At 70.1% G+C, this 24396-nt stretch carries 21 protein-coding genes and 1 tRNA gene; 10 read left to right on the forward strand and 12 right to left on the reverse strand.

Features of this window, described 5'->3' with window-relative positions:
* Nucleotides 1–78 precede the first annotated feature (78 nt).
* From EHF32_RS08240 to EHF32_RS08260, 5 genes are read right to left on the reverse strand one after another with little or no spacing between them, the layout of a single operon-like run.
* On the reverse strand, nucleotides 79–414 hold the full coding sequence (locus EHF32_RS08240; protein WP_137417724.1) for a helicase: 336 nt from the start codon (nucleotides 412–414) through the stop codon (nucleotides 79–81).
* On the reverse strand, nucleotides 414–746 hold the full coding sequence (locus EHF32_RS08245) for a TadE family type IV pilus minor pilin (protein ID WP_137417725.1): 333 nt from the start codon (nucleotides 744–746) through the stop codon (nucleotides 414–416). Before EHF32_RS08245 ends, EHF32_RS08240 begins: the two co-directional genes overlap by 1 nt.
* Nucleotides 743–961 (reverse strand): DUF4244 domain-containing protein, encoded by a 219-nt coding sequence (locus EHF32_RS08250; protein WP_137417726.1) that lies wholly within the window; start codon nucleotides 959–961, stop codon nucleotides 743–745. The genes EHF32_RS08245 and EHF32_RS08250 overlap by 4 nt, the downstream gene beginning before the upstream one ends.
* A 42-nt stretch (nucleotides 962–1003) precedes the next feature.
* Nucleotides 1004–1885 (reverse strand): type II secretion system F family protein, encoded by an 882-nt coding sequence (locus EHF32_RS08255; protein ID WP_137417727.1) that lies wholly within the window; start codon nucleotides 1883–1885, stop codon nucleotides 1004–1006.
* A complete protein-coding gene (locus tag EHF32_RS08260) occupies nucleotides 1876–2904 on the reverse strand; it encodes a TadA family conjugal transfer-associated ATPase (protein ID WP_137417728.1) in 1029 nt (342 codons plus the stop codon). The genes EHF32_RS08255 and EHF32_RS08260 overlap by 10 nt, the downstream gene beginning before the upstream one ends.
* A gap of 412 nt (nucleotides 2905–3316) precedes the next feature.
* Between EHF32_RS08260 and acs the strand changes: the two genes are divergently transcribed.
* A complete protein-coding gene (gene acs, locus EHF32_RS08265) occupies nucleotides 3317–5287 on the forward strand; it encodes an acetate--CoA ligase (RefSeq protein ID WP_137417729.1) in 1971 nt (656 codons plus the stop codon).
* Between the two features lie 126 nt (nucleotides 5288–5413).
* On the opposite strand, the gene EHF32_RS08270 is transcribed toward acs, so the two are convergent.
* The 3 genes from EHF32_RS08270 to EHF32_RS08280 form a co-directional block, all read right to left on the reverse strand.
* Complete coding sequence (locus EHF32_RS08270) at nucleotides 5414–6481, reverse strand: ECF transporter S component (protein WP_137417730.1); 1068 nt, start codon at nucleotides 6479–6481, stop codon at nucleotides 5414–5416.
* Nucleotides 6482–6725: 244 nt separating this feature from the next.
* Nucleotides 6726–7196: a RidA family protein gene (locus tag EHF32_RS08275; RefSeq protein WP_137417731.1), complete on the reverse strand. Its 471-nt coding sequence runs from the start codon at nucleotides 7194–7196 to the stop codon at nucleotides 6726–6728.
* On the reverse strand, nucleotides 7193–7417 hold the full coding sequence (locus EHF32_RS08280; RefSeq protein ID WP_137417732.1) for a hypothetical protein: 225 nt from the start codon (nucleotides 7415–7417) through the stop codon (nucleotides 7193–7195). The genes EHF32_RS08275 and EHF32_RS08280 overlap by 4 nt, the downstream gene beginning before the upstream one ends.
* Nucleotides 7418–7524: 107 nt before the next feature.
* On the opposite strand from EHF32_RS08280, the gene EHF32_RS08285 reads away from it, so the two are divergent.
* The 6 genes from EHF32_RS08285 to EHF32_RS08310 all read left to right on the forward strand — a co-directional run bounded on the left by EHF32_RS08285 (nucleotide 7525) and on the right by EHF32_RS08310 (nucleotide 15563).
* Nucleotides 7525–10047: a transglycosylase domain-containing protein gene (locus EHF32_RS08285; RefSeq protein WP_137417733.1), complete on the forward strand. Its 2523-nt coding sequence runs from the start codon at nucleotides 7525–7527 to the stop codon at nucleotides 10045–10047.
* Nucleotides 10044–10979: a metallophosphoesterase gene (locus tag EHF32_RS08290; protein ID WP_238343663.1), complete on the forward strand. Its 936-nt coding sequence runs from the start codon at nucleotides 10044–10046 to the stop codon at nucleotides 10977–10979. The genes EHF32_RS08285 and EHF32_RS08290 overlap by 4 nt, the downstream gene beginning before the upstream one ends.
* Nucleotides 10980–11081: 102 nt before the next feature.
* The gene (locus EHF32_RS08295; RefSeq protein WP_137417734.1) at nucleotides 11082–13550 is read left to right on the forward strand and encodes a hypothetical protein; all 2469 of its coding nucleotides are present in this window, start codon (nucleotides 11082–11084) and stop codon (nucleotides 13548–13550) included.
* A gap of 54 nt (nucleotides 13551–13604) precedes the next feature.
* Nucleotides 13605–13678: transfer RNA gene (locus EHF32_RS08300), tRNA-Pro, on the forward strand.
* A gap of 232 nt (nucleotides 13679–13910) precedes the next feature.
* The gene (locus EHF32_RS08305; protein ID WP_161594073.1) at nucleotides 13911–14678 is read left to right on the forward strand and encodes an HAD-IIB family hydrolase; all 768 of its coding nucleotides are present in this window, start codon (nucleotides 13911–13913) and stop codon (nucleotides 14676–14678) included.
* Between the two features lie 39 nt (nucleotides 14679–14717).
* Nucleotides 14718–15563, forward strand: coding sequence for a DUF1295 domain-containing protein (locus tag EHF32_RS08310; RefSeq protein WP_137417736.1), 846 nt, complete (start codon nucleotides 14718–14720; stop codon nucleotides 15561–15563).
* Here the strand turns inward: EHF32_RS08310 and EHF32_RS08315 are convergent.
* The 3 genes from EHF32_RS08315 to EHF32_RS08325 form a co-directional block, all read right to left on the reverse strand.
* A complete protein-coding gene (locus tag EHF32_RS08315; protein ID WP_137417737.1) occupies nucleotides 15556–16170 on the reverse strand; it encodes a thymidine kinase in 615 nt (204 codons plus the stop codon). The two genes, EHF32_RS08310 and EHF32_RS08315, sit on opposite strands and share 8 nt — an antisense overlap.
* 48 nt (nucleotides 16171–16218) lie before the next feature.
* Complete coding sequence (mqo, locus tag EHF32_RS08320) at nucleotides 16219–17634, reverse strand: malate dehydrogenase (quinone) (RefSeq protein WP_234075400.1); 1416 nt, start codon at nucleotides 17632–17634, stop codon at nucleotides 16219–16221.
* Between the two features lie 133 nt (nucleotides 17635–17767).
* Nucleotides 17768–18838, reverse strand: coding sequence for an aspartate-semialdehyde dehydrogenase (locus tag EHF32_RS08325; protein WP_137417739.1), 1071 nt, complete (start codon nucleotides 18836–18838; stop codon nucleotides 17768–17770).
* Between the two features lie 157 nt (nucleotides 18839–18995).
* Between EHF32_RS08325 and EHF32_RS08330 the strand changes: the two genes are divergently transcribed.
* Both EHF32_RS08330 and EHF32_RS08335 read left to right on the forward strand, forming a co-directional pair.
* Nucleotides 18996–20216, forward strand: coding sequence for a tetratricopeptide repeat protein (locus tag EHF32_RS08330; protein WP_137417740.1), 1221 nt, complete (start codon nucleotides 18996–18998; stop codon nucleotides 20214–20216).
* Nucleotides 20213–21502, forward strand: coding sequence for a tetratricopeptide repeat protein (locus EHF32_RS08335; protein WP_137417741.1), 1290 nt, complete (start codon nucleotides 20213–20215; stop codon nucleotides 21500–21502). Before EHF32_RS08330 ends, EHF32_RS08335 begins: the two co-directional genes overlap by 4 nt.
* 6 nt (nucleotides 21503–21508) lie before the next feature.
* On the opposite strand, the gene EHF32_RS08340 is transcribed toward EHF32_RS08335, so the two are convergent.
* On the reverse strand, nucleotides 21509–22795 hold the full coding sequence (locus EHF32_RS08340; RefSeq protein ID WP_137417742.1) for an aspartate kinase: 1287 nt from the start codon (nucleotides 22793–22795) through the stop codon (nucleotides 21509–21511).
* A 227-nt stretch (nucleotides 22796–23022) separates the two neighbouring features.
* Between EHF32_RS08340 and EHF32_RS08345 the strand changes: the two genes are divergently transcribed.
* Nucleotides 23023–24390, forward strand: coding sequence for a threonine/serine ThrE exporter family protein (locus tag EHF32_RS08345; protein ID WP_238343664.1), 1368 nt, complete (start codon nucleotides 23023–23025; stop codon nucleotides 24388–24390).
* The last annotated feature ends 6 nt before the right edge of the window (nucleotides 24391–24396 follow it).

Consider the following 24396-nt stretch of genomic DNA (forward strand, 5'->3'; position numbering starts at 1 on the left):
AGAACCCTTTGCCAACGGTGGTCCTTTCGTCGCTGTCACCATACACACCTCGGGTCGGTGGTCGGCTGGAGGGCCGGTTCACCCGTCGTCGCGCGGCTCTGGCGCGGGACCCGCGCGGGCTGCGGCCTGGGCGAGGAACGGACCGAAGGCGCTGCTGAGACGCACGGTCGCGATGAGACCCTCCACCTCGCAGGATACGACCTCCGCGGATGCGGTGGCCGCCAGCTGGGCGGCGCGCTCGCACGGAACTCCCGTCACGGCGCCGGATGCGGCGTCCGCCGCGGCGAGCGCCGCCGCATCCGTCGCGGCCGACAGGCGCTGCGCGTGCACGCTCGCCGCACCGACCACGCTGAGGCCCGCGACGAGGACCGCGAGCGCACCGATCACGCCCACCGTCGCCGCCGTGCCGGGCATCAGCGCCCGCCCGAGAGGGCGCACGAGCGCGCACGGAGCGTGATGACCGGCAGCGGCGCGGGGGCCGACGCCGTGACGCACACGAGGTCGCCTTCGTCTCCGATCGTGCCCGTCGCACCCGGGACGGCGCGGGTGAGTGCGGCGAGCGCCCGCGCGGCGTCCTCGCCCCGTGCCGCGAGCCGCGCCGCATCCGCGACGGCGTCCTGCAGGCGTACCTGAGCGGATGCGGTGGCGAGCCCGCCGATGCCGAGGATCAGCACGAGCAGCACCGCCGGCACGGCGACCGCGAACTCCGCCGCGGCCGAGCCGCGATCGCCGAGCCGGGATCTCATTCGACCGTGAGAGCGCGGCGCACGAGGTCCTCGAGGATCCCCCGCACCTCATCGGATCTCATGATGACGACGAGGAGTCCAGCGAAGGCGACGGCGGCCATCGTCGCGATCGCGTACTCGGCCGTCGCCGCTCCGGAGTCGTCGCCGAACAGCTCTGCTGCACGGCGGCGGGTGAGATCGGGAAGGCGGCTGTGGGCTCTGGCGGTGGGTGTCATGTGTTGCTCCTCTCTGATGGGCACCGGCGGGTGGGCACGCGGTCACAGCGGGAGTGCGGAGGCGCCGAGCACGCTCATGAGCATCGGCGCGACCCCCAGCAGCACGAAGGCGGGAAGGATGCAGACGCCCAGCGGCAGCAGGAGCGCGGCGCCGAGTCCGGCCGCCCGCATCCGACCGTCCGTGCGGGCGCGGTGGCGCGCGAGGGACGCTCCGGCGCGGAGGAGCTCGACGGCGGGGACGCCGGCGGAGCGCGAGAGCTCCAGCAGCCCGTCGATCCCCTCGTCGGCGGTCTCGACCTCGGGGTCGGCCAGAGCTCGGGCACGCTCGATCGACACGCCGCCGGAGAGCGCGATCGCGACGAGCTCGGCGTGCAGGCCCGGCATCGCGGGCGGCGGTGTCGCGCGGCGGGTGAGCGCACCGGTCCACACGCGAGCCACGATCATCAGGGCGATGCCCGAGATGAGGCATCCGATGCCGATCGGGCTGCCCGTGAGCACGCCGATCGTGTCGAAGCCCAGCGCGACGCCGAGGCCGATGGACACGAGCGGCAGCCAGGCCATGAGTCGCGCGGTGGCCGCGGGCTCCGCGAGGGCGACACGCACCTCATCGCGACACTCCTGCGCGTCGCGCACCGCGGCGGCGACGGCCCGGAGGCTCTCGGCGAGCGGAGCGCCGACGGCGGTGGCCACCCGCCAGGTCGCGGCCAGCGGACGCCACCGATCGCCTCGGGCCGCGATGGCAGCGGGGATGGCCTCTCCGCCGTTGTGCGCCGCATGGATGGCGACCGCATCCGCGTCCCCCGTCGCAGCCAGGAACGCCCAGGCCGACGCCGGTGAGATGCCCGTGCGCAGCAGCACCGACAGACGCTGGGCGGCGTCCCCCACGCCGTCGGGACCGGGCCGGCGCGATGCGATCAGCCCCATGGGAGCGGCTCCATCCCGAGCCGCCCGTCGAGCAGGACCGGACGCGCGATGCCCGCCACATGCCGCATGCCGCCGCCGTCACGGGCGACGTGGATCACGACACCGATCGCGCTGACCACCTGGCGGGCGAGCGCGGCGTCGTCGAGGCCGGCGAGCGCGCCCAGCGCTTCCAATCGCGCCGGCACATCGTCGATGCCGTTGGCGTGGAGCGTGCCGGCTCCCCCGTCGTGCCCGGTGTTCAACGCCGTCAACAGCTCGCGCACTTCGGCGCCGCGGCACTCGCCCACCACGAGCCGGTCCGGCCGCATCCGCAGCGCCTCGCGCACCAGGCGGGCGAGATCGATGCCGCCCGCGCCCTCGAGGTTCGCCTGACGCGCCTCGAGGCGCACGTGGTGCGGGTGACGGATGCGGAGTTCCGCCACATCCTCGATCGTCACGATCCGCTCGCGCTCGGGCGCGGACGAGAGAAGCGCCGCCAGGAGGGTCGTCTTGCCGCTGCCGGCCGCTCCCGTCACCAGCAGGTTCTCGCGGGCGTCGACGAGCCGCTGCAGCGCGTGTTCGCCGCGGACGTCGAGCATGCCCGCCTCGCGCAGGGCGGCCAGGGAGCCGAGCTGCCGCCGCGGAACACGGATCGAGATCGTCGTGCCGTCCGCGCTGACGGGAGGAAGCACCGCGTGCACCCGCACGCCTCCGTCGAGGCGCACGTCCACACAGGGGGTGGCATCGTCGATGTGCCGACCGCCCCGTGCGATGAGACCCGTCGCGATCTCGCGCACCTCGCTCTCCGCCGCGTGCCAGTGTGGCACCTGCTCGGCGCCGCGGCCGCGGTCCACGAACAGGCCATGCTCGCCGTTGATGAAGATGTCGGTGACCTCGGGGTCGCCCAGATGCACCCGCACCGGATCCCACGCGGCGACGGGCAGAGCGCCGAGTGTCGCTTGCGGCGCTTCCGCCTCCGGCGTCGCCGGGCCGCCGGGGGCGGGCGCGCCACGCGGAGCGACGACGAAGGGCTGGGGCATGACGACGACGCTAGGCGCATGCCCGCCGCCGACGCCGCGTCCGACGAGGCACGGTTGAAGAACCGCGACCCCGGGACCGCTGGGGAGATGCGAGCGGGGCGGCGTTGCGGCCGGAGGCGAACCCCCACGCGGGCAAAAGAAAAGGCGGCATCCCATTGGGGGGTTGGGATGCCGCCGAGCACAGCCCCGCAAATTGGGGGTGATGAGGGCCGTACTCCCCGCCGCGAGGGCGGGCGCACACGAGCATACGCAACCTCACACCGGCGGCCAAACGGCATGCCGGACCAATCCGATTGATATATCGGTCGCCGCCACCCACCTTCTAATGGAGGTATCCGCCTCCGACCGGAGCAGGTCATGATGTGCGAGACGTCCCGCACGTCATCCCGAACAGCGCGCAAAGGAGCGAGCCATGAGCAGCCAGATCGACCACCTGCTGAACGAGACCCGTCGTTTCTCCCCCAGCGCCGAGTTCGCCGCGAACGCAGTCGCCACCGCCGAGCTCTACGAACGGGCGGCATCCGACCGAGAAGGCTTCTGGGCCGAGCAGGCACGCGAACTCCACTGGCACACGCCGTTCTCCGAGGTGCTCGACTGGTCGAGCCCTCCCTTCGCCCGGTGGTTCGGCGACGGCGAACTCAACGTCGCCTACAACTGCCTCGACCGCCACGTGCTTGCGGGCAACGGCGACCGCGTCGCTCTGCTGTGGGAGGGTGAGCCCGGCGACGAGCGCCGCGTCACCTACGCGGAGTTGACCGAGGAGGTCAAGCGCACCGCCAATGTGCTGACGGAGCTCGGCATCGGCGAGGGTGACCGCGTGGCGCTCTACCTGCCGATGATCCCCGAGGCGGTCGCCGCGATGCTCGCGGTGGCGCGGGTCGGCGCCATCCACTCGGTCGTCTTCGGAGGATTCTCCGCGGACAGCCTTCGCGCACGCATCGACGACGCCGGCGCGAAGCTCGTGATCACGGCGGACGGCGGCTATCGCAAGGGGAAGGTCTCGCCCCTGAAGCCCGCCGTCGACCAGGCCCTCGCCGACCGGGGGTCGGGCGTGCAGGAGACGGTCGAGCACGTGCTCGTCGTGCGCCGCGGCGGCAACGACGTGGACTGGACGGCCGGGCGCGACATCTGGTGGCATGACGCGGTGGCAGCCGCATCCGCCGAGCACGAGGCGAAGCCGTTCGGCGCCGAGAACCCGCTGTTCATCCTGTACACCTCCGGCACCACCGGGAAGCCCAAGGGCATCCTGCACACGTCCGGCGGCTACCTCACGCAAGCGGCCTACACGCACCGCAACGTGTTCGATCTGCACCCCGAGCGCGATGTGTACTGGTGCACGGCCGACATCGGCTGGATCACCGGCCACAGCTACGTCACCTACGGTCCACTCGCGAACGGCGCCACGCAGGTGATCTACGAGGGCACCCCCGACACCCCGCATCCCGGCCGCTGGTGGGAGATCGTCGAGAAGTACGGGGTCACGATCCTCTACACCGCGCCCACCGCCATCCGGTCGTTCATGAAGATCGGACGCCAGGTGCCGCAGGAGTTCGACCTCTCGTCGCTGCGGCTGCTCGGCTCCGTCGGCGAACCCATCAACCCTGAGGCGTGGATGTGGTACCGCAACGTGATCGGCGCCGAGCGCACGCCGATCGTGGACACCTGGTGGCAGACCGAGACGGGCGCCATCATGATCTCGGCCCTGCCCGGCGTCACCGAGACCAAGCCCGGATCGGCGCAGGTCCCGCTTCCCGGGATCTCTGTCGACGTCGTCGACGAGTCGGGCGAGGAGGTCGGCAACGACGCCGGCGGACTGCTCGTGGTCACCGAGCCGTGGCCCAGCATGCTGCGGGGCATCTGGGGCGACCCCGACCGCTTCGTCGAGACGTACTGGGAGAAGTTCGCCGACCGTGGCTACTACTTCGCCGGCGACGGCGCCCGCCGCGACGAGGACGGCGACATCTGGCTGCTGGGCCGCGTCGACGACGTGATGAACGTCTCCGGACACCGCCTGTCCACGGCGGAGATCGAGTCGGCGCTCGTGGGCAACGAAGCGGTCGCCGAGGCCGCCGTCGTGGGCGCCAGCGACGAGACCACGGGCCAGGCCGTGGTGTCGTTCGTGATCATCAAGGAGAGCTACCTGCGCCAGCACTCCCCCGAGGGCCTCGCCCAGACCCTGCGCGCCTGGGTCGGTGAGCAGATCGGCCCGATCGCCCGCCCGCGTGACGTCTACATCGTCACCGAGCTGCCCAAGACCCGAAGCGGCAAGATCATGCGGCGTCTGCTCCGCGACGTCGCCGAGGGGCGCGAGGTCGGCGACACGACGACCCTCGCCGACACGATGGTGATGTCCACCATCCAGGCCAAGCTCTCCACGAAGTAGCAGCGAACGATCGAGCCCCGCATCCCTCGAGGGTGCGGGGCTCGGTCGTTCGCGATGGAGTTCAGGGCACGTAGCCCGGCGGCGTGTAGATGAGCTCGCCGCCCGAGAGCACGAGCACGACGGCGCTCACAGAACGGGTGCCCGGCGCGCCGCGACGCCGACGCGCAAAGACGTCGAGGGGCGCTCGGCGGAGAACAGCGCCATCGGCGGAAGATTCGGCGACGGCGTCCGATCTTTCGTGATCCAGCGCCGGATGCTGGAAGCCAGCGAGAGCGCCACGAAGCTCGCGATCAGCTTGTCCAGCAGCGAGGTGATGAGATTCGCGGTCGCGATCGCGATCGGGAGCACCAGGCCCGCGTCGCGGAACCGGGCCGTCAGGGAGTTTCCGGCGACATGAGCGCTGAAGCCGCCGTACACGAGTTCCGTGATCGGGGCGGCGACGATCGTGCAGGCGACGGCGACGACCACGCTGAGCAGCAGGAACCGCGACAGGGAGCGTCCCCATCTCCATCGGTGAACGCCGTAGCCCCACAGGAGCGCTCCGACCACCGCGACCGGCGTGAACGGAAGGCCCAGGGTGCTCTCATTGACGAGCACACCGCCGAGCTGAGTGACGATGGCCGTCGCGACCGCGTACCACGGCCCGAGAGCCAACGCCACGACGGCGGTGCCGGCCATGTCCAGGTAGAGCGGCAGATCGAGCCAGAGCACGACGCGGCCACCCGCCACATTGAGGAGGACGGCTCCGATCATGACGCCGACGGTGAGGGCGACGCGTCGCCCGGCGGCACGAGGCGAGTCGAAACGGAGCACGGATGCCGCGCTCACCGGCGGCGCCTCGGCGCCGGATGCCGTCCCCGCACGCGACGACGGCCGCGGCGCGGCGGGCTTGGCTGCGATGCATCGGTCGCGCCAGCTCTCCGCATCCGCGTCGTCGACTCCGAGACTCCGCACGATGTCGACGACGAGATCGGCGTCGAGTCGGGTGCGTCCGGGACGGAAGGCGTCGTACACCGTCGAGCGCGACACGGCGACCGACGAACGACCGGAACGATCCGCCCTCAAGCTCGTGACTCGCGTCGCGATCTCCGCGTAGCTCACACCCCCGGCCTCGTGACGCAGTTGTTGGAGATCCTCCGCCACGGAGATCAAGGATCCGATCCCTGAGACACGACCGACGCCGTCGTCCTTCATCCTGACCCCCGTATTTCCCAGACGCTCATTCTGGCGCACCCCTCGTGGCGCGACAAACGGACGACCGGACCGTCCGGGATCGTCTGGGAACGTCCGCCGACCGGGATACGACGCGGCCGCACCAATAGCGTCGTCGCGAAGCTGCGGAACGCCGGAGCACATCCTCGGCGTGCGACTGACCGGGTGAACACGCGAAAGAGCCCCGCGACCTTTGGGGGGCGCGGGGCTCTTTCGTGGTGCCGCCTCAGGCGACGGTGAAGACGACCTCGACCTCGACGGGGCTGTCGAGCGGGAGCACGGGCACGCCCACGGCGGAGCGGGCGTGACGTCCGGACTCGCCGAAGATCTCGGCGAGCACGTTGCTGGCTCCGTTGATCACACCGGGCTGTCCGGTGAACTCCGGCACGGAAGAGACGAAACCGGTGACCTTGAGCACACCCGTCAGGCGGTCGACACCGCCGACGGCGGCTGCGGCCGCGGCCACCGCGTTGAGCGCGGACTGACGCGCGTACGTCGCGGCATCCTCCGGCGCAACCAGACCCTCGCCCTCGCCGACCTTGCCCGTCGCGGGGAGCTGTCCCGCCACGAACGGCAGCTGGCCGGCGGTGTGCACGAGGTCGCCGAAGGCCTTCGCGGGGATGTAGGACGCAACGGGCGGCACGACCTCAGGCAGATCGATCCCCAGTTCCGCGAGTCGCTCGGACACCGTACTCATGCGTTCTCTCCTTCGAACTGGCGCGCGGCGGCCTGTGCCGCACCGAGGCCTGCATTGGCGGCCGCATCCGAGCCGACCGGACGCTTGAAGTATGCGACGAGACCGCCCTCGGGGCCCTGCACGACCTGGACGAGTTCCCAGCCCTGCTTGCCCCAGTTGTTCAAGATGGCGGCGGTGTTGTGGATCAACAGCGGAGTGGTGAGGTACTCCCAGGTGGTCACGGCGTCTCCCGTTCGTGGGTGAGGACGGGGTCTGAGCCCCGGAAACAGCGGGAACCGGATGCCGTGCCATCGAGTGTTCGCCCAGCATCCTGGCTTACGATCACCCTATGCCCGATAAGAAACGCACGGCCACCGGTGTGCTCTCTGGCCTCGCCGGACTCGTCGGCCTGAGCGTCGTCGCCGGTGTTCTCATCACCGCCACGGTCACGCCCGCCATCGCCGTCACCGGCGCCGCGACATCGCAAGCGATCAAGCTGTTCGACAACATGCCGAACTACCTCGAGATCGACGACATCATGGAGCCGTCGACGATCTACTGGAAGGACGGCACGGGTAACTTCGTCCCGCAGACCTCCTTCTACGACCAGAACCGTTCGCCGGTGAAGTTCGACCAGATCGCGACCGTCATGTACGACGCGATCCTCTCCAGCGAAGACCCGCGGTACTACGACCACGGCGGCGTCGACCTGATCGGCACGACGCGTGCGGTGCTCTCCAACCTCGAGGGCGGCGCGAACACCCAGGGCGGGTCGACGATCAGCCAGCAGTACGTGAAGAACATCCTGATCCAGCGTTGCGAGTGGAACGCGCAGAGCGAGGACGAGCGGCAGTCGTGCTTCCTCGAGGCGACGAACTCATCCGGCAGCGAAGGCATCGAGCGCAAGCTCCAGGAGATGCGCTACGCGATCGGGCTCGAGCAGAAGTACTCGAAGAACGACATCCTGCTCGGCTACCTGAACATCGCCAACTTCGGCGGCACGACCTACGGCATCGACGCCGCATCCCGGTACTACTTCGGTGTACCCGCGGCCAACGTGACACTCGGCCAGGCGGCCACCCTCGCCGGCATCGTGCAGAACCCCAACACGTACCGCATCGATCAGCCCAATCGCGAGACGAACGGCGCCGCTGACGGCTACGCCCTCACCAAGAAGCGCCAGACGTACGTGCTCGATCGGATGCTCTCCGACGGCAAGATCACGCAGGAGCAGCACGACGCCGCGGTGGCCGAGCCGATCACGCCGGTGATCACGCAGCCGACCACAGGGTGCGCCGCGACCAGCGCGCCGTACTTCTGCCAGTACGTGGTTTCCGTGGTCAAGAAGGACCCGGCCTTCGGTGCCGATGACACGGAGCGCGCGATGAACCTGCGCCGCGGCGGTCTGCAGATCTACACGACACTCGATCCCGACATGCAGTACCAGGCGACGGTCAGCATGGCCGAGAACGCCCCCGCATCCGTTTCGGGCATCGACTTCGGTGCCGCGACCGTCAGCATCGAGGCGTCCACCGGCCGCATCCTGGCGATCGCCCAGAACACGAATTTCTCGGAAGAGGCGAATGCCGGCGAGGGCTACAGCTCCCTCGTCTACGCAGGTGACTCCACGTTCGGCAACTCCATCGGCTTCGAGGCGGGCTCGACGTTCAAGCTCTTCACGCTCGTCGACTGGCTGGAGCAGGGCCGATCGGTGAACGAGGTGCTCGACGGCCGGATGAGGGTTTTCAAGAACTTCACGAACTCCTGCACCGGCAACATCGTCAACAGCACCCCCATCAACAACTTCGGCAAGGTCAGCGGCGGCGTGGGAACGCCCATGTCGTTCACGGCGCAGTCGCTGAACACCGGCTACCTCGCCATGGCCGCCGAGCTCGACATGTGCGATATCGCGAAGGTCGCGAAGAAGATGGGCGTGACGACCGGCGACGGACGTGACATCACCATGTCGAACCCGTCGGAGGTCATCGGTGTCGACAACATCTCGCCGATCGCCATGGCGGGCGCGTACGGCACCATCGCGAACAACGGCATCTACTGCCAGCCGCAGGCCATCGAGCGCGTGACGGACGCTGCCGGCAATGAGCTCAAAGCCCCCGATCGCACCTGCACGCAGCAGGTCTCTCCCGAGGTCGCCGCCACCGCCGCCTACGCCCTCCGAGGCGTCATGAACGGGGGGACGGGAAACAACGCGAACCCCTACGACGGCACCCAGCTGATCGGTAAGACGGGAACGCACGAGAGCAAGCAGACGTGGATGATCGAGTCGAGCACGCGCGTCGTCAACGCCGCCTGGGTCGGTACCGTCAATGGCGACAACGACATGTTCGGTCGCGGTCTCCAGAACATCCGCTACACGCTGGCCAAGAACCTGCAGCGCACGGCCGACCAGGTCTACCCCGCGGGTGACTTCCCCGCGCCGGATCCGAACCTCACGAAGCGCACGCTGAAGGAGCTGCCCAACGTCGTCGGGCAGACCATCGACCAGGCGCAGACGACGCTGCAGAACGCCGGCTTCGAGGTGACGGTGGGCGACCCGGTCGACTCCGACCAGCCGACGGACATCGTCGCTGCGCAGAACCCCGGCGCGGGTCAGGTCGCGGGCGGCACGACCGTCACGATCAACCCCAGCAACGGCCAGGGGGCGACCATCCCGGCCGTCAGCGGCAAGGTTCAGGATGCGCAGAAGACGCTCCAGGATGCGGGATTCACCTCCATCGCGCTGGGCGCCTGCACCCCGGACGACAAGCTGCCCGACAACGAGAGCCGCGCTACGGGCACCAACCCCGCTGCGGGCACGGCCGTCAACCGCGGCTCGCAGATCCTGATCAACTACTCCAAGAAGAGCTGTTGACCGGCAGTCCGAGCCGTTCCGCCCTCACCGCTGTCGCAGCGGTGGGGGCGGTCGGCGTAGGCGCGGCGGTGTGGGGCATGGGTGTCGAGCGGTACCTGTTCACGCTGCGCGAGCACACCCTCCCGATCCTGCCCGCGGGCGCGCGCGAGCTGCGCCTGCTACACCTGTCCGACGCGCACATGGCGCCGTGGCAGCACCGCAAGCAGGAGTGGATCGGGCGCCTCGCGGAGCTCGCGCCGGACCTCGTCGTGAACACGGGCGACAATCTCGGTCACGCAGAGGGACTCGCAGGCATCCGGCACGCCTTCGCCGGCCTGCGGGGCGTTCCCGGCGTGTACGTGCACGGCTCGAACGATCTGTACGCGCCGTCGCCCCGCAATCCACTGCGCTACTTCACGGGCCCGTCGAAGGCGCATCGGTCGGCGGAGGCGCTCGACACGGGCGCTCTCGATCGATTCCTGACAGACGAGCTCGGCTGGCACGCCCTCGACAACACCACGACGACGCTCGAGGTGGCGGGGCTGCGCATCGACGCCTTCGGCGTGAACGACGCGCACCGACGCTGGGACGACCTCCCCGCTCTCGTGCCGAAGCGGGCCGAACAACGCGCGGCGGGCGAGGCGGATCTGGTGCTGGGTGTGACGCACGCGCCGTACCGACGGGTGCTCGATGCCTTCGTCGACCTCGACGCCGATCTGCTGCTGGCGGGGCACACGCACGGCGGTCAGGTGCGCATCCCGTTCTCCTCGAAGGCGATCGTCGCCAACTGCGATATCCCGCTCGACCAGGCCCGGGGCCTCAGCACGTGGGCACGCGGCGGCCGCCGCGTGCCGCTGAACGTGAGCGCCGGCATCGGCCACTCGATCTTCGCGCCGGTGCGCTTCGGCTGCCGTCCGGAGGCCTCGCTTCTGACGCTGATCCCCGCGGCCTGACGGAGAGGGTCCGGTTCTCCACAGCCGGATGCGGCGCGCGCGCCGTCCCCGTTCGCCCGTATCGCCCGGCGGGGGATGCGGATGCCGCCGAGCATCGGGGACATGAAACGTGTGCTCGCCGCTCTCCTCGTCCTCGCCGCCGCCGTCGTCGCCGCCGCGGTGTCGATCATGCCCGCATCCGCAGCCTCTCCCGGAACCGGCTTCGGCGAGTGGGCGAGCTCTACCCGCTACGGGTGGCACGGCTCGATGGCCATCAGCGGCATGCACACCTACTGCATCTTTCCCGGGCGCCCCCTTCCCACGGGCGACAGCGTCGACAACGGACTGAGTCCGAATGCCGCCGGTCTCGACCCGCAGCGACTCACCGCGATCAACATGCTCGTCTCGACCTACGGGCAGACCGACGACCCCGTGCAGGCGGCGGCCGTCGCCTGGGCGGTGAAGGCGATCGCGAACTGGAACGAGTCGCTGCATCACTTCGGCTATCCCGGCGACACCCTGCAAGGCGCGATCGACTGGGTCTTCCGTCATGTCGCGCCCGACCACAACGGCGCCGTGCAGAATCTCGCCGCCGCCTATTACGCGGAGGCGATGGCACTGCCTGCCGGACAGACGACGGCGACCGGCTCGCTGCAGTTCGCGACGGATGCGGCTTCTCCCCTGCGCGGCACGGTGACCGCCGTCGCGGACGCCGCAGGAGCGCGCGGGCGGATCACGCTGCAGAACGCGGTCTTCGCCGACACCGGTGAGGCTGCGCGAGACGACGCACAGATCGGTGTGGCGTACGACATCCTCGCATCCGCTCCCGCCGGAGGCACGCGCTTCCGCGTCTCGGGTGAGGGGCACTTCATCGGCGGCTTCCTGCCCGTCGTTCGTCACTTCACGACGCCGGGCGGCCAGGACACGGCGGGGCCGGGCGGCCGCCTCGAGTTCCCGCTCGCCGGTGCCGACGAGCAGGAGCGTGACACGACGTTCGACCCGCTCGTCACGACGCAGGTGGTGTCGCGCTACATCCCGGGTGGCGCCTACGTCGACGACGTGACGTTCGCCAGCGCCCGAGGCACCTGGGCCCGCACGATCGACGGCGGCTACCTTCCGGTCACGGCCATCGCGACCCTGTATCGGACGGAGACGGAGCCGCAGCTCACGGACGCTCCCCCGACCGACGCGGAGGAGGTCGCCGAGCTCGAGGTGACCACCGACCCCGCCATCGGCCCGACGGCGCCGTACCGGGTCGAGTCCGCTGATCCGCTGCCCGGCCCCGGCTTCTACACCGCCGTATGGCGCATCGAGCGCTCCCGGCAGAGCCCGGAGACCGCAGCGGCGTTCACCGCCGATTACGTCTGGCAGGAACGCTTCGGGGTGCAGAGTCAGATCACGATGATCCCGGAGGTCTCATCGAGAGCCGATGCCCTCGTGGCGGTCGGCGACCGGATGTCCGACGAGGTGATCGTGGGGGCGCCTCTCCCGACGTCCGGGGTTCTCGTGACCGCATCCGTGTTCCGCGTTCCCGACGGCGTCGCGGCGACGGATGCGTGCACGACCGAGAACCTCGTCTGGCAGGGGCCGGAGGAACCGCTACGCGTGACGGAACCGGGATCGGTGCGCGTCTCGGGCCCCGTGGTGCCCGACTTCGGCACCTACGTGTGGCGCGAACGCGCGGCCGATGCCGAGGGTCGGCTGATCCACGAGGGCGCGTGCGGCGTCGAGAGCGAGACGACCCGCGCCGCCATGCCGACGGTGTCGACGCGGGCTGTGAGCTCCGTGGGGCTGGGCGGCGCGGCGGTCGACATGGCGCTGGTCGAGGGTCTCGTCCCGACGACGGGCACCACGTGGTTGAGCTTCGAGGTGTTCCAGGCGCCCGAGGGCGTCACCCCCGCGGAAGCCTGCACGCCCGAGACGCGCGTAGCCGAGACCTCCGCGTCCCCTGTCGCCGTGACCGCTGCGGGCGAGTACGCCTCCCCCGCTGTCCGCCTGCACGCTGCCGGCGTGCACTACTGGGTCGAGTCGCTCTGGCACATGCCCGAGGGCGGCGAGGCCCGTCTGCTCGCCCGCGGAACCTGCGGTCTCGCCGAAGAGACGACGGTCGTCGAGCAGCCCGCGGTGACCACCCGCGCAGTCGAACACGCGGGTGTCGGCGACCCGTACATCGACCGGGCCACGGTCACGGGGCTCGGCGACGGCGTCGATGCGCAGCTGGTGTTCTCGGTGTTCCACAACGAGCCGGGCACCGAGCCACGCTGCGACGCGGAGACGCTCGAGCATCGGACGTCTCCGGTGGCGGTCTCCGCATCAGGTGAGTACGTCTCCCCTGATGTCACCTCGGCTGAGGCGGGGACGAAACTCTGGATCGCTGAACTCGCCTACCGACCCGTGCCGGGCGCCGAACTCGTCGTGCTGCACACCGGTACGTGCGGAGAGGAGGGTGAGACGACCTTCGTCGACATGCTGGCGATCAGCGGCGGACCCTCTATGCGCACGGTCGCGGGACTGGGAGTGGGCGCGCTCGCCCTCGGGTTCGCAGCGGCATCCGTCGTCGCGTTCCGTCGGCACCGTACGCAGCTCCGATGATGCCTCCGCGATTCGGGGAATCGCTCGGGCTGGGGTAGACTCGAACGGTTGCCACGGGGTGTGGCGCAGCTTGGTAGCGCGCTTCGTTCGGGACGAAGAGGCCGCAGGTTCAAATCCTGTCACCCCGACCGCACAGCAGAAGAGGTCGACCTTCGGGTCGGCCTCTTCTTGCGTTCCCCCTCCTCCCCGCGGTCAGGGGTGGCGGGGCGGAGGAGGCGGGGGCGCCGGACGAGGCGGCGTGGGCGCCGGGCGCGCACGGCGGGTGCGGTCGCCCCCGATAGGATGGCGGGAGCCGCGCCGCCGCGCTCAGATCCTTCCGCCGGGCCGCCGGCAGATCCCGACACCCGCTGGAGAGCCGTCATGACTCAGCCGCCGAAGCTTGTTGCGTTCGATCTGGACGACACGCTCGCCCCGTCCAAGAGCGCGGTCGATCCGCGGATCGCGGACCTGCTGCTCGCGCTCGCCTCACGGGTGGAGGTCGCGATCATCTCCGGCGGCCAGCTCGCCCAGTTCCGCGCCCAGGTCGTCGAGCAGCTGCCCGAGACCACCGACGACATCCTCGACCACATGCACCTGCTGCCCACCTGCGGCACCCAGTACTACCGCCTCACCCCCGCGGGCATCACCACCGTCTACGCCCACAGCCTCACCGACGACGAGAAGACCCGCGCCCTGGCCGCCGTCGAAGAAGAAGCCAAACGCCTCGGACTCTGGGCCGAACAGACCTGGGGACCCATCCTCGAAGACCGCGGCTCGCAGATCACCTTCTCCGCCCTCGGCCAGTCCGCACCCCTGGACGCGAAGACCGCCTGGGACCCCACCGGCGAGAAGAAGAACACCCTCCGCGAAGCCGTCGCCGCCCGCATCCCCGACCTCGAAGTCCGCTCCGGCGGATCCACCAGCGTCGACATCACCCACCGCGGCATCGACAAGGCCTACGGCATGCAACGCCTCGCCGAACACACCGGCATCAGCCTCGACGACATGCTCTTCATCGGCGACCGCCTCGACCCCGACGGCAACGACTACCCCGTCCTCGCCCTCGGCGTCACCTGCCACGCCGTCCACGGCTGGCAAGACACCGCCGACTACCTCGACACCCTCATCCCCACCCTCCCCACACGCTGACCCTTCCCCGCGCCGCCGTGCGCGCGCTACGGTGACGTCATGGGCGCTCTGGGGATGGTCATCGTGCTCGCCGGTGCAGTCTGCGCGCTGTGCTGGATCCTGTCGCTGATCACGAAGGACACCTCATGGGTCGATCGGATCTGGTCGATCGTGCCGGTCGCCTACGTGTGGATCTTCGCGGGCGTGGCGATCGCTGGCGGCCTCGACGCGGCGCGGCTCATCCTGATGGCCGTGCTCGTGACGCTCTGGGGTGCGCGCCTCACCTTCAACTTCGCCCGCAAGGGCGGCTACAGCGGCATGGAGGACTATCGCTGGGCGATCCTGCGAGCGCGGATGCGGCCGTGGCAGTTCCAGGTCTTCAATCTGCTGTTCATCGTGCTGTATCAGAACGCGCTGCTCGTGCTGATCACCCTGCCCGCGGCGGCCGCGATGCTGAACGCGACGCCGCTGAACGTGTGGGATGCGGTGTGGGCGCTGCTGTTCCTCGTCTTCCTCGCCGGGGAGTGGCTCGCCGATCAGCAGCAGTGGAACTTCCATCGAGCCAAAGCCGCGGCCGGCGGCGAGCTCCCGCCCGGCTTCGTGACCACCGGACTGTTCCGCTACAGCCGCCACCCCAACTTCTTCTTCGAGCAGGCGCAGTGGTGGGTGCTGTACCTGATCGGCGCCAACGCGGCCCTCAGCGCCGGTGCCGGCATCCTGGGCGGAGCGATCAATGTGACGATCGCGGGGCCGATCCTACTGACTCTGCTGTTCATCGGCTCGACCGTGTTCACGGAATCGATCTCCGCCGGCAAGTACCCGGCCTACGCCGAGTACCGGCGTACGACCTCGATGCTGGTCCCGTGGCCGCCGCGCAGCCGCCAGAGCGCCGAGGCGCTCAGCTGAGGCGTCCGCCGGATGCGGTCAGGTAGCACTGCGCGCACATCGACTCGTACGTGACCTTCTCGTGGCTGAGCTCGTCGATCGCCACCTGGTCGCCCTCGAAGACGAAGCGGCCTCCGACCAGCCGCGCGTTGAAGAGGGCCTTGCGACCGCAGCGACAGATCGTCTTCAGCTCCTCCAAGCTGTGGGCGAGTTCCATGAGGCGGCGTGAACCGGGGAACGCGTGCGTCTGGAAGTCGGTGCGGATGCCGTAGGCGAGGGACGGCACGCCGTCCAGCACCACGATGCGCAGCAGATCGTCGACCTGAGTACGCGTCAGGAACTGCGCCTCATCGATGAGCAGGCACGCCACATCCGCACCCTCCGCCGCGAGAACCCGAGCGCGGTGCGCCGCGAAGAGCTCGCGCAGGTCGTCCTCGGGCCGGATGAGGAAGTCCACCCCGCGTGACATGCCCAAGCGGCTCGAGATGCGGTCGGCGCCCTTCGTGTCGATCTCGGGCTTGGCCAGCAGGACATGCTGGCCGCGTTCCTCGTAGTTGTACGCGGCCTGCAACAGCGCCGTCGACTTGCCGGAGTTCATCGCCCCGTAGCGGAAGTAGAGCTTGGCCACCTAGAGATTCTAGGCGGCTCACCGCGTCCGCTTCGTGGCGGCGCCGGATCAGACCGTGAGGTGCAGCTCCTCGGCCGTCGCGGCGAGGGACGCCTCGGCCGCAGCCGGATCCGGGTTCAGCGTCGTGCCGTAGCTGGGGATGAGCTCCCGCAGCTGCGGCTCCCACTCGCCGATGCGGTCGGGGAAGCAGGACTTCAACAAGCCCAGCATGATCGACACGGCGGTCGAGGCTCCCGGAGACGCGCCCAGCAGACCCGCGATCGAGCCGTCCGCCGCGGCGACGACCTCGGTGCCGAACTGCAGCTTGCCGCCCTTCATGACCTGGGCGCGTTGACCGGCGTTCAGCAGCTCCCAGTCCGCGCCGTCGGCGGACGGCATGAACTCGCGGAGGCTGTCGACCTTCTTCTTGTGCGTCTTCAGCAGCTCGCTGACGAGGTACTTCACAAGGTTGAGGTTGGTGGCGCCGGCCGTGAGCATGCTGCCGAGGTTCGAGAGGCGCACCTGGGTGACGATGTCCCAGGGCGAGCCGTTCTTGAGGAACTTCGGGCTGAAGGTCGCGAACGGACCGAACAGCAACGAGGTCTCACCGTCGACGACACGGGTGTCCAAGTGCGGCACCGACATGGGCGGCGCGCCCACGGATGCCTGCGAGTAGACCTTCGCCTTGTGCTGCGCGACGAGGGCGGGGTTGCTGGTCTTCAGCCACTGTCCACCGATGGGGAAGACGCCGTAGCCCTTCGCCTCGGGGATGCGGGAGCGCTGTAGCAGCTTGATCGCCCAGCCGCCCGCCCCGATGAACACGAAGCGCGCGTTGATGCGTCCCGGCGTGCGGCCCACCGTGTGACGGTAGCCGACCTGCCACGAGCCGTCCTTCTGCCGCTTGAGCGAACGCACCTCGCGGCCCGTGAGGACCTCGGCGCCGCCCCGCTGCATCGAATCCAGCAGCTGCCGGGTGAGCGACCCGAAGTCGACGTCGGTGCCGCTGGGCACCCGCGTCGCGGCGAACGGCTCGCCCTTGCGACGCTGCTGCATCAGCAGGGGCGCCCACTGGTTGATGACCCGGGAGTCCTCGCTGTACTCGATGCCCTCGAACAGCGGCTGCTGCTTCAGTGACTCGTACCGGCGCTTGAGGTAGGCCACATCCTTCTCACCGCGCACGAACGTCATGTGGGGCGTGCGGTTGATGAACGTCTCGGGGGCGGCGAGCACGCCGCGCTCGACGAGCGTCGACCAGAACTGCCGGCTCTGCTGGAACTGCTCGTTGATCGCCACGGCTTTGGCGGGATCGACCGAGCCGTCGGGGGCGGCGGGCATGTAGTTCAGCTCGCACAGCGCCGCGTGTCCCGTTCCGGCGTTGTTCCACGCGTTGGAGCTCTCCTGGGCGACCTCACCCAGGCGCTCGAACACCGCGATCTTCCAGTCCGGCTGGAGCTGCTGCAAAAAAGTCCCGAGTGTGGCGCTCATGATGCCGCCACCGATCAGGAGGACGTCGACGTTTCCTGTCACCCGACAAGTCTAAAGCGGCGCGCGCGCCCCCTCCGCCAGTGGGAGGGGGCGCACGCGCGGGAACTTTCGCGGTTCTTGCCGCAGGCGCGACTCAGGCGGTGACGCCCAGGCGTGCGGCGACGATCTCGGCGATCTGCACCGCGTTGAGCGCGGCACCCTTGCGGAGGTTGTCGTTGCTGATGAACAGCACGAGCCCCTTGCCCTCGGGCGCCGACTGGTCGCGGCGGATACGACCGACGTAGCTGGGGTCGCTCCCCGCGGCCTGCAGCGGCGTGGGGACCTCCTCCAGCGCGACGCCGGGCGCTGCCGCGAGCAGCTCGCGGGCGCGGTCGGGGGTGATGTCCCGCGCGAACTCGACGTTGATCGACAGCGAGTGGCCTGTGAAGACGGGGACGCGCACGCAGGTGCCCGCCACGCGCAGCTCGGGCAGTTCGAGGATCTTGCGGCTCTCGTTGCGGAGCTTCTTCTCCTCGTCGGTCTCGTTCTCACCGTCGTCGACCAGGTTGCCGGCGAACGGGATCACGTCGAACGCGATGGGCGCGATGTACTTCTCCGGCTGGGGGAAGTCGACCGCGGACCCGTCGTGCACGAGACGCAGGGTGTCGCCCTGGGCGAGAACGCCCTCGACCTGTCCGAGCAGCTCCTGGGCACCGGCGAGGCCGGACCCGGAGACGGCCTGGTAGGTGCTCACGATGAGTCGCTCGAGGCCCGCCTCGGCGTCGAGGACCTTGAGCACGGGCATGGCGGCCATCGTGGTGCAGTTCGGGTTCGCGATGATGCCCTTGGGGCGTTCATCGATCGCGTGCGGGTTGACCTCGCTGACGACCAGAGGGACCTCGGGGTCGTTGCGCCAGGCACTCGAGTTGTCGATGACGACCGCGCCGGCCTCGGCGAAGCGGGGCGCGTGCGCGCGGCTGCCGGTGGCGCCCGCGGAGAAGAGGGCGATGTCGATGCCGGCGGGGTCGGCCGTCGCGACGTCCTCGACGATGACCGTCTGACAGCCGAACTCGACAGCGGTACCGGCCGAGCGCGCCGTGGAGAACAGGCGCAGCTCACCGATCGGGAAGGAGCGCTCGGCGAGAATCTCCCGCATGACGGTGCCGACCTGACCGGTGGCGCCGACGACGGCGACGGAGAGTCCGGATTCGGAGATGCGGGTCATGTCTGTTCCTCGGGATGTCGCGGGGCGCGCCGCATCAAGCGTGGACGGGCGCAGGGTTGCCCGATTCTACCGTGCGGCGGCGGATGCCCATCCCTGGGGAAAGCGCTGTGTGACGGCGTGACGTGACAGACAATGGCGGAGGACGGAAGGGGATGCCGTGGAGGATCCGGTCATCGACGCTCTCGCACGTGCGGTCGCGGCAGCGCCGACGGATGCGGAGCTGCGACTGCACCTAGCGACCGTGCTGCTGGATCGGGGACGCACCGAGCGCGCACTGGCCGAGGCGAGCACGGTCCTCGCCGCGGAACCCGGCAACGCCCGCGCGCGCGAGATGCTCGCCCGCATCCTCCAGGCTCCCTCGCCGGCCTCCCCCGCATCCGCCCCACCGGCACCGGACTCGGCTTCGGGCGACACCGGGTTCGACTGGTCGGCGGCGGAGGCCGAGGTCGGCCACATCGCGCAGCCCGTGTTCGTCGGCGACGGCGCACCCGCATTCGACGAGCACGACGTGCAGCGCTCGAGCGTGACGCTCGCCGACGTCGGCGGGATGCGGGAGGTGAAGGAGCGCCTGGAGTCCGCTTTCCTGGCTCCGCTGCGCAACCCCGAGCTGCGCGCCCTGTACGGCAAGAGCCTGCGCGGCGGTCTCCTGATGTACGGTCCCCCGGGATGCGGCAAGACGTTCCTCGCCCGCGCCGTGGCCGGCGAGCTCGGCGCCTCATTCGTGAGCGTCGGGCTGAGCGACATCCTGGGTCAGTACATGGGCGACAGCGAACGCAATGTGCGGGAGTTGTTCCAGCTCGCCCGCAGGCAGGCGCCCACCGTGCTCTTCATCGATGAGATCGATGCGATCGGCCAGCGCCGGTCGCTCGCTCGGCAGAACGGGATGCGCGGGGTGGTCGTCTCGCTCCTGGAAGAGCTCGACGGCCTCGGCAGCGACAACGAGGGCGTGTTCGTGCTCGCCGCGACCAATCAGCCCTGGGACGTGGACCCGGCGCTTCGCCGTCCGGGCAGGCTCGACCGCACCCTGCTCGTCCTGCCGCCGGACGCGCAGGCGCGCCAGGCGATCCTGCGCCACCACCTCGCGGGGCGCCCGGTCGAAGGCGTCGACCTCGCCTCGCTGGCCGCCGACACCGAGGGTTTCAGCGGTGCGGATCTGGCGTACGTCTGCGAGTTGGCGAGCGAGAACGCGCTGCTCGAAAGCAGCCGGAGCGGCGTGCCGCGCCTGATCGGGATGGCCGACCTCCGACAGAGCATCGCACAGGTCACCCCGTCAACTGGGCCCTGGCTCGAGTCGGCACGCAACGTGGTGCGCTTCGGAGAGGATGACGGAACGTTCGCCCAGCTGCGCGAGTATCTGCGTCAGAGCGGGCGGCGATGAGCGAGGCGCCCGCCGCGGCGCTGGCGCACGCCCAGACGCTCCTCGATCTCGGTCGTCACGACGATGCGCTGCGCGAAGCCGGACGCGAACTCGCCCGGCAACCGGAATCGGCGCCGGCACTGCGGATCAGCGCCGAGTGCCTCCGGGTGCTCCAGCGGATCGACGAGGCCGACGACCTCGCCCGTCAGGCGGTGGCGCTCTACCCGGATGCCGCGTGGGCCTGGCGCCTGGCCGCACTCACGGCGCTGGACCTGCACCGGTGGGATGATGCCGCCGAGGGTGCGGACACGGTGCGTCGCCTGTCGGGCGAGACCCCCTGGGCGCTCTCGGTGTACGCCGATGTCATGCTCGGCTGCCGTCGGGTGGACGACGCGATCGAGGCACTCGTACAAGCACTGCGCCAGCAACCCGACGATGCCGACCTGCACGCGCAGCTGGCCGATGCCCTCGTGCGCGGACGACGCCGCCGAGACGCCGAGGAACATGTGAGCGCGGCGCTGGCGATCGATCCGACGCATCCGTGGGCCAGGCGCCTGTGGCCCATCATCAGCCGCCGCGACGACGACGCGGATGCGGCGATCCAGCTCGCCCGGATGCTGGGCGAGGCTCCGCAGGACACGGACACCGAGACGGCATTCGAGATGGCGAGCGCCCGCCTTCTGGTCCCGCCGTTGGCGATCGTCGCGGTCGCGAGCGCCCTGGTGCTGGCCCTTTGCGCGTTCGGGCCCGGCCTGCTCGGCTGGCGTGTCGACACGGCCACCCCCGCCGTCGCCGTCATCGTGGCGCAGATCTGCGTGTGGACGGCGTCAGTGGGACTTGTCGTGTCGTGGGCGAACCGCCTGCGCCGACGACTGGGCCCGCTGTTCGAGCCGATCGTGCGCTCGCGTCTGACCGAGGGTCCGATCGTCGTCTTCTCCTCGCTCTATCTGGCAGGGGCCCTCGTGCTGACCGGCATCGGAGTCCTGATGGGAGCCCTCGCGGGCGACCCGACCGGCACCATCGTCGTGCTGGGCGGCGTCGTGAGCGCGTACACGGCAACCGTCCTCATCGCAGCCCTCGCACTGGTGGCGAGACTCACCTACCGCCGCGGGCGCGCGCTCGCGCCGCTGCTGTATCTCGCACTGGCGCCGGGCGCCGTGGTCGGCGTCGTGTTGCTCGCGCTGTTCCTGGTGGGAGCTGTGCTCTACGTCATCGCCTGGGCGCTGTCGGGAGAGCGGCTGCCGGAGCCGTTCTGGAACCGGCTGCCGGACCGGCGACGCGAGGCGCCCTCGTCACCGCGGACGTAGAGCGGGTCAGCGACCGCTGCCGGCGTAGACGACCGCGTCGCCTTCGCCGTCAAGGCCGTAAGCCGTGTGCACGACCCGCGCCGCCTCGGCGATGTCGTCGGCACGCAGCACGACCGAGATGCGGATCTCGGAGGTGGAGATCATCTCGATGTTGATGCCCGCCGTGCTCAGGGCCTCGAACAGGGTCGCGCTGACGCCCGAGTTCGTGCGCATGCCCGCGCCCACCACAGACAGCTTGCCGATCTGGTCGTCGTGCACCAGCGCCTCGAAGCCGACATCCAGCTGATCGGCGGCCAGCGCCTTCAGCGCGGCCGCGGCGTCCGATTTGGGCAGGGTGAAGGAGATGTCGGTGCGGGCCGTGGCCGCGGCCGAGACGTTCTGCACGATCATGTCGACGTTGGCGCCGGACTTGGCGACGATCTTGAAGATCTCGGCGGCCTTGCCGGGCACGTCGGGAACACCGATGACGGTGATCTTGGCCTGGCTGAGGTCGGTGGCGACGCCGGCGACGATCGGCTCTTCCATGGCTTCTCCCTCGGGGATGTAGGCGGAACGCTGCTGCGCGTCGAGCACGAAGGTGCCCTCGCTCGAACTGAAGGTGGACCGCGCGTGGATGACCACGCCGTGGCGGCGCGCGTACTCGACCGCACGGATGTACAGCACCTTCGCGCCGTTGGCGGCGAGCTCCAGCATCTCCTCCGTCGAGACGACGGGAAGCTTGCGGGCACGCGGGACGACACGGGGGTCAGCGGTGAAGATGCCGTCGACGTCGCTGTAGATCTCACACACGTCGGCGCCGAGGGCGGCGGCCAGCGCGACCGCCGTGGTGTCGGAGCCGCCGCGGCCGAGGGTCGTGATGTCGCGGGTGTCGCGGTTGAAGCCCTGGAAGCCGGCGACGATGACGATCGCGCCCTCGTCCAGTGCCTCGCGCAGGCGCACGGGGGTCACGTCGACGATGCGGGCCGCACCGTGCTTCGCATCGGTGATCATGCCGGCCTGGCTGCCGGTGAAGGAGCGCGCTTCGAAGCCCATCGAGTGGATGGCCATGGCCAGCAGCGCCATCGAGATGCGCTCGCCCGAGGAGAGCAGCATGTCGAGTTCGCGGGGTGCGGGGATCGGCGCCACCTCGTTCGCCAGATCGAGGAGCTCGTCGGTCGTGTCGCCCATCGCGCTGACCGCCACGACGACGTCGTGGCCGGCGCGACGGGTGTCGACGATGCGCTTCGCGACGCGCTTGATGCTCTCGGCGTCGGCGACCGACGACCCGCCGTACTTCTGGACGATCAACGCCACTGTGCTGCTCCCGGGGATGCGCCGTGTCCGGCGCGACGACGATGGAACGCTCGGATGCGGCGTCCAACGCTCCATCTTAGGCAGCCCGGCATTCCGTCCCCGCCATGTGACGACGGGCTCCGACCTCGCCGGTTACCCTCGAGAGGACACCGCTGACACGGAGGCCGACGCACTCGATGTCCCCCCGCCCCGCCCTGCCGAGGTTCTTCAGGCCCGCGCGCCGACGCGTGGAACCGCCCGCTGACACGACGGATCTCCTGCCCGTCGTCGACGACGCCCTCAGCGTGCGCATCCTGGATCTCGCGGTCCGGATGGGCGAGACGATGCTCGTCGCCGGCGCGCCGGCGAGCGACGTCACCCTGACGATCGTGCGCGTATGCGAGGTCTACGGCCTCACACCGGTTCACGTCGACGTCACGTACAACTCGATCACCGCGGCCTACCACCGCTCGGGCGCCGCCCGGCCCGTCACCCTCCTGCGCGTCGTGCGCGGCAGCACCCCCGACCACGACCGCCTGATGCGACTGCAGGCACTCGTCGCCGACATCTCCGCTGGGATGGGCCTCGACGATGCCCAGGCGGCGGCACGCCGCATCCGCCGCGCGCCGTTCCGCTATCCGCCGGCCGCCGTCATCACGGCCCAGGGCGCACTCGCCGTCGGCGTCGCGGTCATGTTCGGCGCGAACTGGCTGCTCATAGCGCTCGCGTTCACGGGGGCGGCCTGTGCCGCCCTCACGCAGTTCGCCCTCGCGAAGGCCCGCGTCCCGTACTTCTTCAGCCAAGTCGCCGGCGCCTTCGTGCTCACGGTCATCGCGGCGATGAGCCGCTTCCTCGCGGTCCTGGGCGTCCCCGGCGCGGACGATATCCGCCCTTCGGTCATCGTGGCGGCCGGCATCGTGCTCATGCTCGCGGGACTCACCGTGGTCGGAGCCGCACAGGACGCGATCGACGGCTTCGCCCTGACGGCGACCGGACGCATCCTGGAGCTCGTCACGCAGACGATCGGTGTCGTGATCGGCATCCTCGCGGGGCTCGAGACCGTGCGGGTGATGGGACTTGCGATGGAACCGCCCGACACGGCACTGCCGCTCGGGCCGCCGCTCATGCAGTTCGTCGGCGCGTCGATCATCGCGATCGCGGTCGCCGTCTTCAACGGCGCCGGCGGACGCGTGGTCGCCGTCAGTGCGCTGCTCAGCCTGGTCGCGTGGGGCGGTTACACGATCGCCGCGGCAGCGGGACTGGAGGTCGCCGCGGCGAGCGGCATCGGAGCCTTCGTGGCGAGCTTCGTGGGCATCGTGATCGCCTTCCGTCTCCACGTTCCGTCGGTGGCGGTGACGACGGCGGCGATCCTGCCGATGGTGCCGGGCGCCGCGGTGTTCCGCGGGCTTCTGGGTGTCGTCGAGTCCGCGGGCGACACCGCGGTGATGATGACCGGGTTCGCGACGCTCGTGAACGCCGCCGTGATCGGGATCAGCCTCGCCGTCGGCGCCTCGCTCGGCCTCTACCTCGGACAGCCCGTACGGGCGTCTCTGTCGGGCGTGACCCGTTCGCGTGCGAAGGCGCGGCGCTACGACGGGCCGGGGCGCAGCCGCTGACCCGCT

Source organism: Microbacterium sp. RG1, from assembly GCF_005347485.1.
In the GTDB taxonomy this organism is placed as follows: Bacteria; Actinomycetota; Actinomycetes; order Actinomycetales; family Microbacteriaceae; genus Microbacterium; species Microbacterium binotii_A.

Excerpts from the sequence above, each read along its gene's own strand:
- EHF32_RS08240 (WP_137417724.1), bottom strand. The coding sequence starts at position 414 with ATGCCCGGCACGGCGGCGACGGTGGGCGTGATCGGTGCGCTCGCGGTC.
- acs (WP_137417729.1), top strand. The coding sequence starts at position 3,317 with ATGAGCAGCCAGATCGACCACCTGCTGAACGAGACCCGTCGTTTCTCC.
- EHF32_RS08255 (WP_137417727.1), bottom strand. The coding sequence starts at position 1,885 with ATGGGGCTGATCGCATCGCGCCGGCCCGGTCCCGACGGCGTGGGGGAC.
- EHF32_RS08275 (WP_137417731.1), bottom strand. The coding sequence starts at position 7,196 with ATGAGTACGGTGTCCGAGCGACTCGCGGAACTGGGGATCGATCTGCCT.
- EHF32_RS08305 (WP_161594073.1), top strand. The coding sequence starts at position 13,911 with ATGACTCAGCCGCCGAAGCTTGTTGCGTTCGATCTGGACGACACGCTC.
- mqo (WP_234075400.1), bottom strand. The coding sequence starts at position 17,634 with ATGAGCGCCACACTCGGGACTTTTTTGCAGCAGCTCCAGCCGGACTGG.
- EHF32_RS08245 (WP_137417725.1), bottom strand. The coding sequence starts at position 746 with ATGAGATCCCGGCTCGGCGATCGCGGCTCGGCCGCGGCGGAGTTCGCG.
- EHF32_RS08325 (WP_137417739.1), bottom strand. The coding sequence starts at position 18,838 with ATGACCCGCATCTCCGAATCCGGACTCTCCGTCGCCGTCGTCGGCGCC.
- EHF32_RS08295 (WP_137417734.1), top strand. The coding sequence starts at position 11,082 with ATGAAACGTGTGCTCGCCGCTCTCCTCGTCCTCGCCGCCGCCGTCGTC.
- EHF32_RS08335 (WP_137417741.1), top strand. The coding sequence starts at position 20,213 with ATGAGCGAGGCGCCCGCCGCGGCGCTGGCGCACGCCCAGACGCTCCTC.
- EHF32_RS08270 (WP_137417730.1), bottom strand. The coding sequence starts at position 6,481 with ATGAAGGACGACGGCGTCGGTCGTGTCTCAGGGATCGGATCCTTGATC.
- EHF32_RS08250 (WP_137417726.1), bottom strand. The coding sequence starts at position 961 with ATGACACCCACCGCCAGAGCCCACAGCCGCCTTCCCGATCTCACCCGC.
- EHF32_RS08260 (WP_137417728.1), bottom strand. The coding sequence starts at position 2,904 with ATGCCCCAGCCCTTCGTCGTCGCTCCGCGTGGCGCGCCCGCCCCCGGC.
- EHF32_RS08285 (WP_137417733.1), top strand. The coding sequence starts at position 7,525 with ATGCCCGATAAGAAACGCACGGCCACCGGTGTGCTCTCTGGCCTCGCC.
- EHF32_RS08310 (WP_137417736.1), top strand. The coding sequence starts at position 14,718 with ATGGGCGCTCTGGGGATGGTCATCGTGCTCGCCGGTGCAGTCTGCGCG.